Here is a 13945-nt window from a genome sequence, read left to right as displayed (position 1 = left end):
ATAAAAGAGAATTCCACGCAGGGCGGCTGCCGAAGCTAACAGACGGGACCAATCGACCGGTCAGCCGCCGGAACGGAAAAACTTGTGCAGCGCTACTTCTTCGCCATCTGCTCTGCCAGCTTTTCGGCAGCCTCAACCTCAGCCAAGTTCTGCTCCTGCATGACCTCATTCGTGGTCTTATGCAGACGCGGAACGGAGGTGCCGGTACCACTCCATGCGGGGCGGTCCGGGTCGAGGAAGGAGGTACGAACCGGCAGGGTTGCATCCGCAATTATCTGCTTACGGGTCTGCTCGGTGCGGCGCTTACGCTCATTCGACACGCCACCCCACTTCGCCGCGAAACGATCCATCTTCACATTCACTGATTCATCAGCGGTGGATGCGTGAATATGCTTCGGATCGTTCTGGAAGTTCGCGGGGGAACGCATGAGCTTCACAGCCAGCGGGTAGGTCAGCGACAGGCAGACCACAACGACCGCACCCTCCACCAGAAGCTCCAGCGGGGAGTGCCAGACGATGGCGGCACCAATGAGGGTGACCACACCTAGCAGTGACACTGCCACTGCCAGTCCGCGGTGGAAACGGCCCGACTCGGAGTAGGGCCATTCGTCCACTTCGCGGGTGAGCTCGCGGCCGTTCGCCGAGACGGTGCAGGTGTCCTTGATAGGGCAGGTGTTGCACACGCTGGGCTTGGCGCGGTAACGCATCACTCGGTTATCCGAGTCGAATGCGGTCGCCCATAGCCACTGGTCTTCGGGGCAGAGCCACGCGTCGCTCTCTTCGTGGTAGGTGAACCCGAAAGTTCGCGCCGCCACGAAACGCTGACTGGTGCGCTTAGCGAGAATATCGAAGCCCCAACCCACGGCGACCAGACCGAGCGCATACACGCAGGCCAGCCACACGAAGAAAGAAACTCCAGCAATCTGCTCAGGCATGATTAGCCTCGACGATCGCTACGGTAGGGGCTGGTCTGCTCGGGTAGCTCCTCGGCAGCCTGAGCACCGGCGAACTCTGCAATGCGAGCGTCCTCAACCTCTTCATACAGCGGCGGCTCGGGCAGCTCCAGAACGGTTTCCTTAGCGTTCTTGGAGAAAATCTCCTTGATACCCAGCAGTGCCAGCTTGATCAGCGGGATGATGCCAACCAGGAAGATGACGTCGCCGGGCATACGCATCCAACCCATCACGGCGGAGGCGCCGTCGTGAATGAACGCGAAGGAACGAGCCTCGTAGTAGCCCTCACCCACGGACTTGTACAGCTGAGCAATACCCAGCGGCAGCAGCGAGATGAAGGACATCCACAGCAGACCAATATTCAGAGTCCAGAAGGAGAACTTCAGGCTCTTCTCCGGCCACTTGTTCTCCGGGAGCAGGTAGCGCAGACCGAACACCGCGAAGGCAATCGCTAGCATACCGTACACACCCATCATGGAGGCGTGTGCGTGGTTTGCGGTCAGTGCCGTACCAATCTCGAAGTAGGACACGATCGGCAGGTTGATGAGGAAGCCGAACACACCTGCGCCGAGGAAGTTCCAGAAGCCCACAGCAATTAGGAACATGACAGCCCAACGGTGCGGGAAAGGCTTGGTGCGATTGGAGTACTGGCGAGCACCCAGCTGCATGAAGCCCCATGCCTCAACGGTCAGGAAGGTCAGCGGGATAACCTCAGCTGCGGAGAAGAACGCACCAAATGCCATCTGTTCGGAGGGGGTACCGACGAAGTAGGTGTGGTGCAGGGTACCGACCACGCCACCGACGGAGTAGAGCACAGCGTCCATCATGATGATGGAGATGGCGATGCGCTCGCGGACTACGCCGAGCAGCACGAAGATGTATGCCACCATGACGGTGGTGAACAGTTCGAGGAAGTCCTCCACCCAGAGGTGAACCACCCAGAATCGCCAGAATTCGGCGACGGTCACGTGGGTACGCTGACCTGCGAGCAGGCCGACTGCGTAGAACATGGGGATGGCCAGGCCGGAGAAGAGGAACAGCCACGGCAGGGAGGTCTTCTTCGAGTCCTTCAGACGAGTGGAGAGGGTACGCCAGACAATGACGATCCAGATGAACATACCTGCGGTGAGCAGAATCTGGAAGAATCGCGGCAGGTCCAGGAACTCCCACTGCTGCGAGAAGAAGCCGGTGAGGTCCTTGGGGATCAGGCCCTTCTGCGAGAACCATTCGTTCAGCAGCGAGCCGAGGACCACGAAGACCACGGCGCCGATGAGAACGTAGGTGAGCAGACCCTGCTTCTTGGGTTCGCGGCGGGTAATCAGCGGGGCGATGAAGATACCGCCTGCCAGGAACGCGCCTGCGGTCCAGAAGAGGGAGAGCTGAAGGTGCCAGGTTCGAGATACCGTGTAGGGCAACAGCTGACCCATGTCGATACCGAAGAATCCGGTGAGTTCTTCACGGTAGTGCTCGGTGAGTGCACCCACCAGAGCCTGCAGTAGGAAGAGCACCAGAATCGTTGCGAAGAGCAGGCAGGCTGCCTTCTGCGAGGGGGTTAGGCGAACTTCGTCGGGCTGACGGAAGTCGAGGACGGGTGCCTCTTCCGCGTGCCAGCCGATAGCGCGGGACCAGCGGCCGTAGATGGCGAACATGAGACCGGTACCACCGATGAGGGCAATCAGGGAGAGTGCCGACCAGACCATCAGATCCGCGGTGGGCTTGTTGTCCACGTTGGGTTCGGAAGGCCAGTTGTTGGTGTAGGAGTAGGGCTGGTCGGGGCGGTCTGCCGCCGATGCCCATGCGGTCCAGCCGAAGAATGCGACGATGTCGTGCAGTTCTTCTTCGTTCTTAATGGCGTTGGGGAACAGGCCCTGCGAGGTGTCACCCTTCATGAGGGTTTCGCGGTAGTGCTTGAGCATGAGCTGGTAGCCCTTGGTCTGACCAGCGGACCAGGTGATGGTCTTGGTGTGCTCGTCGTACTTGTTCTCCTTGCGCCATTCGTTCTTGACGAGTTCGCGGGGGTCCTGCTTGCCCTGTTCGCGGTACTCCTTGACGGCGGCATCGGTGGTCAGGCGCAGGTATTCTGCAGTGTAGTCGGGGCCGAGGTAGGCGCCGTGGCCGAGCACGGATCCGTACTGCTGCAAGCCGCGTCCCTGGAACAGCTCCTGACCGTGCAGAATCTGTTCTTGGGTTGCGATGGTTTTGCCGTCGTTACCGACGATTTTGTCGGGTAGCGGCATGGAGAGTGCGTAGGTGCGCATTGCAAGGACTGCCATGATGGTGAAGCCCAGGAGCATCACAAACGCAACAGCCTGTACCCAGCCTTTTCCGGCATAGGCACCGACCGTGTCTGAGCGGCGGGCAATCTTTGCTGCCTGCGCACGCGAGACGGGTTTTGTAGCCATAGTGTATGTCTCCAGTGTGCGTGGATTGTGTAGGTGGAGTGGTTCCGACGCACATCCGCTGGAGGGGCGGCTCACTATGTTCAGGGTGAATCGTCCTTGAGGGAGGTGCGACAGCCCACCCTGCTCCTATTTTTGCATATTAAATGCGTATTTAAGAAACTTTACTGACGCTTCGTCGCAATGTGACGCGGCTACCTTGCTGGAAAATCTGCAATCACACGACGAAAAACCTGAAATATTACGTTGAGGTTGAATCCTTGGCGGGAGGCGCATCCCAGCATGTGGAAGGGAGGTGCGGCACCCCTCACGTTCCTACACTCGGGTGTGGAATAATAAAACCCGATACTACTAAACACAGTACAAATTTTTTCAGTACAGATTCTGTGCACCCACACGGTGCACCATCAGAAGGGGTCACTTACCCCGCATCCACGGCGGACCGCCGCCACAGCCCGCAATCTATCGGCACCTCAGGAGAGTTCACGTGCTTCTCTACAGATCCACCCAGAAAGCAATCACCGGAATCCTGCGCACCGTCTTCCGCGCCCGCGTGACCGGACTCGAAAACTTCCCCGCCACCGGCCCGGTGATTGTCGCCTCCAACCATCTGTCCTTCCTGGACTCCATCATTATTTCCGCCATGATGCCGCGCCGCGTAGCGTTCCTAGCTAAGGCTGAGTACGTGAACACCCCCGGTCCGCGCGGCAAGATGATGAAGGCATTCTTCGAAGCCGTGGACATTATTCCCGTGAACCGCTCCGACCGTTCCGAATCGCTCAAGGCGCTCGATATTGCCCTGAAGAAGCTACAGGAGGGTAAGGTCTTCGGCATTTACCCAGAAGGCACCCGCTCCCGTGACGGCTACCTGTACCGCGGCAAGATTGGTGTGGCGTGGCTGGCGCACATGACCGGCGCGCCCGTGGTACCGGTCGGTCTGATCGGTACCGACCGCCTGCAGAAGCCCGGGTCGAACATGATTTACCCGCGCCGCTTCACGATTCGTGTGGGCAAGCCGCTCTACTTTGAGAAGATCGGCGAGAAGATGACCGGCAAACAGCGCCGCGTCACCACCGACACGATCATGGATGAGATTGCTCAGCTGTCCGGCCAGGCGCGAAAGCACGAATATAACGTTTCGCCCTCAGCCGCACGTGACGCAGGTTAGGGCACACGCCGCCTATACCGCGTAGACTTAAACCGCGCATTCACGCACCGACCCCGCGCTTTGGGGGAGAGTGGTGCAGGATGCGCGGTTTGTCGTATGCGCGAGCCTGAGGTGACCCTGGCAGCCCCGTAGAGACCCCCACCGCAGAGACCTCGCACCGACCCCGTAGAGAACCACCATAAAGCCCAGTAGAGCTAGGAGAAAGTACCCATGGCAGAGCCTTCCAGCTACCGCCCCGCCCCCGGCGAAATCCCCACCGACCCGGGCGTTTACCGTTTCCGCGATACCGACGGCCGCGTCATCTACGTGGGTAAGGCAAAGAACCTGCGCAACCGCCTCAACAGCTATTTTGCGTCCCCACAGACACTGAGCCCGAAGACTTATGCGATGGTGCATACGGCGGCGAGTGTGGAGTGGACCGTGGTGGCGAGCGAGATGGAATCGCTGCAGCTTGAATACACCTGGATTAAGGAGTTTTCGCCGCGGTTCAATATTGCGTTCCGTGATGATAAGTCATACCCCTACTTGGCAATTACGGTCAATGACGTGTACCCGCGCGCGATGGTCACTCGCGGTGAGCGACGTAAGGGTGTGCGCTATTTTGGCCCGTATTCGCAGGCTTGGGCGATTCGTGAAACCCTGGATGCGCTGCTGCGCGTGTTCCCGGTGCGTACCTGCACGAATGGTGTGTTTAACCGAGCGAAGAATAGTGGCAGGCCCTGCCTGCTCGGCTATATCGATAAGTGTGCGGCGCCGTGCGTGGGCAAGATTAGCGCCGAGGAGCATCGCGAGTTGGCGCGCGGGCTGACCCGGTTTATGGGTGGTGGTGCTGAGAAGCATATCGCCCAGCTGACTGCTGAGATGAAAGCCGCCGCAGCTGATATGGACTTTGAGCGCGCCGCGATTCTTCGTGACGATATTGCCGCGTTGACTAAGGCGTTTGAGCGTAATGCCGTGGTGCTCGGCGCGACCGTGGATGCCGACCTGTTCGCCTACGCTGAGGACGACCTGGAGGCGTCCGTTCAGGTGTTCTTTGTGCGTGGCGGCAGGATTCGCGGCCAGCGCGGCTGGATTGTGGAGAAGGTTAACGACAGCACCGACGCGCAGCTCATCGAACAGCTGATTGCGCAGGTGTACAGCGATATTGCGGCGAGTCTCGCCTCCCAGAAGGACGCCGAGAAGAGCCTGAACAGCTACGATATTCCGCGTTCCGTGCTGGTGCCGGTGGAGCCCGAGAATAAGGAGCAGCTGGCATTCTGGCTGGCGGAGGTGCGCGGCGGCCCCGTGGAAATTAGCGTCCCGCAGCGCGGCGACAAGGCAGAACTCATGAAGACGGTTGCCGAGAATGCGCGCCAGTCGCTGACCCTGCACAAGAGCCGCCGTGCCGGTGATTTGACCACTCGCAGCGCCTCCCTCGTGGAGCTGCAGGAAGCGCTGGAATTGCCTGATCCGCTACTACGCATCGAGTGCTACGACATTTCGCATGTGCAGGGTACGAACGTGGTCGCCTCCATGGTCGTCTTTGAGGATGGCATGCCCGCGAAGAACGCCTACCGCACCTACAGTATTACCGGCGACGCCGCGCGTAACGATACCGCCAGCATGTACGACGTCATTACGCGCCGTTTCAAGAGGCACCTGGCGCAGCAGGCAGAACGCGAAGCCGCGCCCGTGCACTCCGGTGAGATTGATGCCTCCACCCCCGAGCCTGCGAAGTTCGCCTACCCGCCGAACCTGGTGCTCGTGGACGGCGGTCCGCCTCAGGTGGCTGCCGCCTCCGCCGCGCTGAGCGACCTAGGCATTACGGATGTGTACGTTGCCGGCATCGCTAAGCGCCTGGAGGAACTGTGGCTACCGGACGACGACTACCCGGTCGTCCTGCCGCGCACTTCGCAGGCACTGTACCTGGTGCAGCGCATCCGCGATGAGGCGCACCGTTTCGCTATCACCTTCCACCGTTCTAAGCGCGGTAAGGCGATGGTCGCCTCCGCCCTGGACGAGGTGCCCGGTCTGGGCGAGGTGAAGCGTGCCGCGCTGATTAAGCACTTCGGGTCGGTGGCTCAGATAAGGCAGGCGAGCGCCGAGGAGCTGACGGCGGTGCCGGGTATTGGTCCGGCGATGGCTCAGAAGATTTTGGCGGCGTTGAGCTAGCTTCGCTGATAATGCCGGTTGAGAAGCTGACTGGCTACTATGCACCCGCCTCGTAATAGCTCTTAACAAACGTGTCATAATTGAAGGAAACCGTCATCATTACGAGCGCGCTATCTTCGCGCGCCCTCAACCAGTAGAGTGGAAACCGTGAGTACTAACCATCTGCGCCTATTCACCAGCGAGTCGGTGACTGAAGGCCACCCCGATAAGATTTGTGACCAGATTTCTGACGCCATCCTTGACGGCATCATCGCCCAGGACCCCGTAGCGAACGTTGCTGTGGAGACCATGGTAACCACCGGGCAGGTGCATGTTGCCGGTGAGGTGACCACCTCCAGCTACGTCGAAATCCCCTCCATCGTGCGCGAGACCATTCTGGGTATCGGCTACGATTCCTCTACCCGCGGCTTCGACGGTGAGTTCTGCGGCGTGTCCGTGTCCATTGGTGAGCAGTCCCCGGACATCAACGCCGGCGTGTACGAGTCCCTGGAGGTTCGTCAGGGCATCGCTGCTGACGAGTACGACCGCCAGGGCGCGGGCGACCAGGGCATCATGTTCGGTTACGCGTCCAACGAGACCAACGTGCTGATGCCCGCCCCGATTTGGCTGGCGCACCGCCTCTCTGAGCGTCTGACCAAGGTCCGTAAGGACGGCCTGCTGACCGAGTTGCGCCCCGACGGCAAGACTCAGGTGACCCTCGGCTACGATTCGAACAACAAACCCGTCTCCGTGGACACCGTGGTTGTTTCGAGCCAGCACACTGCAAGCTACGACCTGGCTGACCTGCGTGCAGACATTGAGAAGCACGTGATTGCACCGGTTCTGGGCGGCGTCGAGCTGGATTCCTCCAACGCTAAGTTCATTGTGAACCCCGCTGGCCGTTTCGTTCAGGGTGGTCCCGTGGGTGACGCCGGTCTGACCGGCCGCAAGATTATTGTGGACACCTACGGCGGTTCGGCTCGTCACGGTGGTGGCGCGTTCTCCGGTAAGGACCCGTCGAAGGTGGACCGTTCCGCAGCGTACGCAATGCGTTGGGTTGCGAAGAACATTGTGGGCGCCGGTCTTGCCGACCGCGCCGAGGTTCAGGTTGCGTACGCTATCGGCCAGGCAGCGCCGGTCGGTCTGTACGTTGAAACCTTCGGCACCGAGAAGGTCGACCCGATTAAGATTGAGAAGGCTGTGCGTGAGGTCTTCGACCTGCGTCCGCTGGCAATCATTAACGAACTGGATCTGCGCCGCCCGATCTACAAGAAGACCGCAGCTCACGGCCACTTCGGTCGTACCGAGCCGGAATTTACCTGGGAGCGCCTGAACCGCGTGGATGCGCTGCGTTCGGCAGTGTCCTCCTCCTAATATCTGTCAGGGTAGAGGAGCACGCTGATTCGGGTGACTCAGAGCAGTTCTGAATCGAACTCTTCGGCACCGTTGGGTGCCCAGCAGGAATCCCTGCAACAGCTTGACCTGTTGCAGGGATTTCCTGCTCTTTGTGATGCCCTGATTCCGGCTGCCCCGGAGCCGGTGAATGTTGCCGCTGAGATGGAGGCGAGCGGTGTGCAGAACCCTGTGGCGCGTGTGCGCGTGGATAGCCCCCTGCCGCAGGTGGACCGCACGTTTGATTACCGCGTGCCCGCTGAGCTGAGTGAGGATGCGGTGCCCGGCGCCCGCGTGCGTGTGCTGTTCAACGGTCATGAGCTGACCGGTTACATTGAGGAGCGCGCCGCCACGACCGATTGGACGCGCACCTCGCTGCTGCCGCTCAAGTCGGTGCTGTCGCGTGTGCCGTCTGTTGCGCCCGAAATTTTTGCGCTTGCCGAGGCGCTTGCCGACCGTTACGCCTCCACGGTGGCGAATGTTTTGCGTCTGGCGGTGCCGCCGCGTATTGCCGCTCTAGATAAGAAGTACGCGCCTCTTCTGCCGGGTTACGAGTCGGCATATTTGGGTGATTCTGCCCGGGTAAGTACTTCCAATATCCCTGAGAGCAGCCCGGCAAACATCTCCGAGAGCAACCCCAAAAGTGTGGGGGAGAAGCCGCAGGAAAACACCCCCGAGAACGCGGCTCTCGAGGTTGCGGAATCTGAGCACACGGATCCCGAGCCTTCTGCCGCCTCCGCCACTGCCTCCACTCATACTGACACGTACGCCTGGCTTGCCACCCCCGGCGCACCCGCGCCCTTCGTACTGGACCCGCCGGCGCTGAACCCGGACGTGCCCGATGCCGCCTCCGTCTTCTCCGATTATGAGAACGGTGCGGAGTTCATTGAGGATGTTGCCGCCGGTGCCGCGACCCGCGCCGTGATGACGGTTCTTCCCGGCCACCTGGAGCACACCTGGGCGGATGTTTTGGCGACCGCACTCGCAACCGCTGCTACGAGTGGTCGCGGCGCTATTGCTGTGGTTCCGACCGCTAAGAACCTGGATCTTCTGGAGGCCGCGCTCGCCGAACGCCTACCGGCTAACGCGTTTGTGCGTTTGAGTTCTGATTCGACTCCGCATACTCGCTATCACGGGTTTGTGAAGGCACGTTTGGGGCAGGTTCCGGTGGTGATTGGTACCCGCGCGGCAGCTTACGCGCCGGTGGCGAACCTGGGCCTGGTGGTGTGCTGGGATGACGGCGATTCCTCGCTGGTGGAGCAGCGCGCCCCGTATTGTCATGCCCGTGATGTGTTGCTTCTGCGTGCTTCTGCTGAGAATACTGCGGCGCTGTTTGCCGGGTTCAGCATGAGTAGTGAAGCGGCGCGTTTGGTGCGTACCCGCTGGGCGTCTCATGTACGTGCGCCGCGTGCGCTGGTGCGTGATTATTCGCCGCGTATTTTTTCGACGGGGTCGGAGTTTGAGTTGGCACGTGACCCGTTGGCGGCGATGGCGCGTATTCCTCACCTGGCGTTTGAGCATGCTCGTCGGGCGTTGGCGCGTGGCCCGGTGTTGGTGCAGGTGGCGCGTAGCGGTTATATTCCGTCGTTTTCGTGCGAGCGTTGCCGCATGCCGGCGCGTTGTGGCGAGTGTAGCGGGCCTTTGTCGGTGGCTTCGGGTTCGTCAGTTCCGTCGTGTTCGTGGTGCGGTCATTTGGCGCAGCAGTGGCGTTGTTCTGAGTGCGGTTTTACGCATTGGCGTTATTCGGCGGCGGGTGCGACTCGTACTGCTGAGGAGCTGGGTCGTGCCTTTCCGAATGTTCCGGTGATTTCTTCGGCGGGTGACCATGTGCGGGCGTCGGTTGGTCCTGAGCCTGCGTTGGTGGTGGCGACTCCGGGTGCTGAGCCGGTGGCTTTTGGTGGCTATGCGGCGGCGCTTTTGTTGGATGCCGATAAGATGCTTCGTTTTGATTCGTTGCGTGCCCCGGAGGCGGCGTTGCGTCGCTGGTTGAATGCGGCGGCGTTGGTTCGTCCGGTGGCTCTTGAGGGCACGGTGGTGACGACTGCTTCGCCGTCGCCGGTGGAGCAGGCGCTGGTGCGTTGGGACCCGGCGTGGTTTGCTCGCCGGGAGCTGGAGGAGCGCTCTCAGACAGGCCTGCCTCCGGCGGTTCGTACGGCTGCGGTGACCGGTGCGGAAGCGGATGTTCGCGCCTTCATTGAGGAGTTCTTGGGCTCTTCTACGCTGGAGGAGCGGGTTCGTGAGCAGTTGCGTATTGTGGGTCCGGTTCCTCTGAATCAGGGGTATTTTGCCTGGTCGGAGTCTCTTGAAGAAGATTCTGAGGAGGCGCCGGTTCAGGGCGATTGGCGTACCCTGATGTTCTTCTCGTACGGCATTGCCCAGCAGGTGACCCGCGAATTGCGTGCTACGCGTGCAACGATTGCGGCGTTGAAGAAGAACGTGGGGGAGCGGCCGGTTCAGATTCGATGTGACGGCCTGGACGTGCTGTGATTTTCTAGTCGTGCTGTAGTGTTCTAGTGAGGGGTGATTTTTGCCCCCAAAGAGACGCACCGGGCAGCACCGATATGTGTGCTGTGAGTGTTAAGTAGGCGGGTTTGCGGGCGCGTTGTGCGCAGAGGCGAGGAGGTGAGAGGCATGCCGAAGATGCCTCATCTGCTGAAGGGTAGTGCGCTGCCTGCCGGTGAGCATCGTCGGCTGGCTGAGTATGCTTCTGCACATCCGAAGAGTGCCCTGCACCGCAAAGGTAAGCACCATGATGCGGCGGTGCTGCTGATTCACGGTATTGGCTACCAGAATCATGGTGAGACGCTCGCGTATTTTGGCAAGCCGGTAGCGCATAGTGTGCAGACTCTGTTGGCGCTGAACACGGGTGCGGATTCTGTTGCGCTCTCTGAAGAGAATCCCGCCGAGGAGGATTCTGCACGGGTTCGTGTTGAGGTGATTCCTGACGGCGATACCCTCCCGCCTGCCGCTGAGGTGAACCCGCTGAGCCACCATAGCGAGCTGACGTATTCGTTGACGATTGAGCGCACAGAATACCCCGCCGCCCCGGTCGAAGAAAGCCCGGAGAGTGCCGGTTTTAATCTCTCTAGCATTGATTTTCGGGGCATTGACTTTCCTAAGGTTGAGCTCCCTAAGATTGATTTGCCAAAAATTGAGCTCCCCAAGGTAGAGCTCCCGAACATTGAGCTTCCCAATATCGAGCTGCCCAATCTTGAACTTCCGCGTCTGCCTCAGCCGAAGCCGCGCCCGGTTCGCACAGTCACTCGCCGTAGCCTTCTTTTTCAGGAAGGCTTCTGGCGGCCCAAGCATTACCGCCCGTTGAAGGAGCATTTGCCCTGGTTGGTGTCGGTTTTGCCGCTGTTTCTGATGTTCTGCTTCTACTATGAGCGCCCCGGCGTGACCTGGCGTGAGCGTGCCGGGCACCTATTGCGTTTTATGGCTCGGTTTGTGAATGTGGCGCTGTGGCTGGTGCTGGCGGCGTTGGCTGTGATGACCTTCCGTGATGCTTTTGTTGCGTCCCTGGGCACTGTGCAGGGTGCGTTTACGGCTCTTGCGGCGGTGCTCGGTTTGGGTATTGTGGGCTGGGTTTTGGCTCGTCGTGCCCGTGAGCTGTGGGCCCTGGTGAAGGCTATTCCGACGCAGCTGATTCAGACGGCGACCAGCCCGGATTCACACGATTTGGAGCGTATTTATGCGCGTCTGGATCGTCAGCTGGACGATTTGAGTTCCCGTAGCGATGCGGTGGGTATTATTGCCCATTCGCAGGGTGGATATTTGAGCTATGAGCTGCTGCGTCGTCGTGCGGCGGCGGGTAAGAAGCCGATTCGTTTCTTCTACGGCCTGGGTAGTGGCGTGGTGCCGATTAGCATTATCGCTAGTGACCGCAATGATATTCCGGGGCGCCTGGACGTAGCTGGTGGTTACCGTAACCGCGCCATGCTGCTGTGGGTGAGTGCGGTCGCGGCGTTTTCCTGGCTGGTGGAGGTGTCCCTGCTGTTTGGCCCGTACCGTTCGCTGTTGCACTATGCAATGCTGGTACCCCTGGTGTTGAGCATGGCGCCGCTGGTTGCGAGCGTGCTGGGCACCCTGAAGGGTAGGGCGCGTATTGTCTGCAAGTGCGCCCGGGAAAGCACCCCCGAAACTCCCTCCGCAAAGAGTCCGGCTGATATGCGTCTGGCGGATGCGCGCCTGGTCAACCCCTACGGCACGCGCGCCTACGTGAAGTGGTTGATTCCGTTGCTCTTCGTGCACGGTGTTTTCATGCTGTACGCGGTGTTCATGCTACTACTGGCTCAGCTGCGTGTTGAGGGTTCTGTCCCTGAGCTGACCGCCGCCTCCGTGGCGTTTTGGTGCGCGCTGGTCCTGGTGCTCATGATGTCGGTGCGTAGCGTCTGCCACCTGTATGTGCGCGCTTATGCGCCGATGTTGCAGGATCTTGATGTGACTGACCGGTGCGAGATTTCTGCTCATGGTGACAGTATCGGCAGGTCGAATATTACTCAGTCCGCCGGTGTGGATGTCAGCTTTGTGACCCTGCCAGGCCCGTCGGTGAATAGTCACATGCAGTATTTTGATGCGTGCTCGCCAGTGCCGTTGATGCTTTCGCACCGCCTGGTGCCGCACATGATGCCGGCGGGTGAGCAGGCGCAGAGGGCGGAGGCTTTCACCGATATTGGTACGGAACTGAACCGCGGTTTTGCGCGTGTGAAGAAGTGGATGCGTACTATGCATTACGGGCTGTATGCGGTGCTTCTGCTGATGCTGGCCGCGTTGACGGGACATGATACCTCGCGCCTGCATTCGGAGGGCTTTGTTCGTCTGGTGGCGGATGCTCAGCAGCTGCGTGAGGAGGCGGGCTCTTCGGATCTGTTGCTGTGGGTTCTGGTTGGCATTTTTGTGGTGGAGGCGCTACTGGTGTTGGTGCTTTCGCCGTTGACTCAGCGGCGTTTGCAGCGTGCATTCATGATGCGTAAGGTGGACCGCACGGGTCAGCTGAGTGAGTTCAACCCTCTGCCGATGGTGACGGCTCTTTTGGGTCTTGATGGTGATGAGGACGATGACGAGGAGTTTGAAGCCGTGGCGAGCGTAGGGGAGAAGGGTACGTCACAAACTTGTGCAGTCCAGACTAGTGCGGCACAGGCTAATGGGGTGTAGATTAGTCTTGCTCGGTGCGGGTGCATGTCAGCCATTTTATACACCTTTGTGCATTTAGCGGTTGATAATAGCTCTAGGGGCTGCTAATTAGCGTAGTCTCCGTATCTGCGGCAATATATTCAGCACTGAGGATACTATTTCGGTGCTTGTCGAGGTGGTTTGGCAGTATCTATCACTCAACTTCGCGCATGCTTCACACCGTGTACACCAACGAAAGATGAATGCTGGTGACTCAGACTATGATCGCCTCCGCATATGAACCTGCATGCGGAGGGTCTGCTTCTGTACACAATTACGGTGTCATGCCCCCGAACCCCGTGTTGCTTTCCGATATGACCGAGGAGCTATCTACCGCTACTTGGCGCGCTTCGCTGAGCTGGATGACGCGAAGATTTTCTACACTTATGGTCACGCGGATGAGCTGGCTGCGAAGGAAGTGGCTCGCGGAGCTTACGTATAAGGATTTCTGCTTCGGTGTGATGCGGTGAGGCTGCACCTTCCGGATGCGCCCTCAGGGTGCCCGAGCTCTGCGAGGGCGGGTTCCCTGCGTCGGCGCGGAGGAAGTGTGTAGCGAACCGCCACTGTACATCGTTGCTGTGAGCCGCCCTTGCACGCCGCCGCTGTACGTCGCATACGCTACCCGGTGCCCAGGAATTGAATATGTAGAATGCCGCCGCACCCTCCCGAGTTTCGGGGGAGCGCGGCGGCATTACTGTGTCTAGCGCCGTAATCTAGCGCCGCGTTCTGTA

The 13945-nt window shown here is 59.9% G+C and carries 7 protein-coding genes; 5 read left to right on the top strand and 2 right to left on the bottom strand.

Features of this window, described 5'->3' with window-relative positions; translation table 11 throughout:
• Positions 1–92: 92 nt before the first annotated feature.
• Both ACUXHH_RS04875 and ACUXHH_RS04870 read right to left on the bottom strand, forming a co-directional pair.
• The gene (locus ACUXHH_RS04875) at positions 93–935 is read right to left on the bottom strand and encodes a transposase (RefSeq protein ID WP_314078684.1); all 843 of its coding nucleotides are present in this window, start codon (positions 933–935) and stop codon (positions 93–95) included.
• 2 nt (positions 936–937) lie between these two features.
• Entirely contained in the window at positions 938–3355 is a 2418-nt protein-coding gene (locus tag ACUXHH_RS04870) for a nitric-oxide reductase large subunit (protein ID WP_279788571.1), read from the bottom strand.
• Positions 3356–3839: 484 nt separating this feature from the next.
• Here ACUXHH_RS04870 and ACUXHH_RS04865 point away from each other — a divergent pair, with 484 nt between their 5' ends.
• The 5 genes from ACUXHH_RS04865 to ACUXHH_RS04845 all read left to right on the top strand — a co-directional run bounded on the left by ACUXHH_RS04865 (position 3840) and on the right by ACUXHH_RS04845 (position 13196).
• A complete protein-coding gene (locus tag ACUXHH_RS04865; RefSeq protein WP_279740719.1) occupies positions 3840–4520 on the top strand; it encodes a lysophospholipid acyltransferase family protein in 681 nt (226 codons plus the stop codon).
• 210 nt (positions 4521–4730) lie between these two features.
• Positions 4731–6671, top strand: a complete 1941-nt coding sequence (gene uvrC / locus ACUXHH_RS04860) for an excinuclease ABC subunit UvrC (RefSeq protein WP_458390932.1) — start codon at positions 4731–4733, stop codon at positions 6669–6671.
• Positions 6672–6818: 147 nt separating this feature from the next.
• On the top strand, positions 6819–8024 hold the full coding sequence (gene metK / locus ACUXHH_RS04855) for a methionine adenosyltransferase (protein ID WP_279740721.1): 1206 nt from the start codon (positions 6819–6821) through the stop codon (positions 8022–8024).
• Positions 8025–8057: 33 nt separating this feature from the next.
• On the top strand, positions 8058–10529 hold the full coding sequence (locus ACUXHH_RS04850) for a primosomal protein N' family DNA-binding protein (RefSeq protein ID WP_458390931.1): 2472 nt from the start codon (positions 8058–8060) through the stop codon (positions 10527–10529).
• Positions 10530–10673: 144 nt separating this feature from the next.
• Positions 10674–13196: an aconitase gene (locus ACUXHH_RS04845; protein WP_458390930.1), complete on the top strand. Its 2523-nt coding sequence runs from the start codon at positions 10674–10676 to the stop codon at positions 13194–13196.
• Positions 13197–13945 lie beyond the last annotated feature (749 nt).

It is taken from the genome of Rothia sp. 110740021-2, from assembly GCF_054263775.1.
Note: the sequence above shows the minus strand (reverse complement) of the source record. Positions and strands in the feature narration are given on the sequence as shown.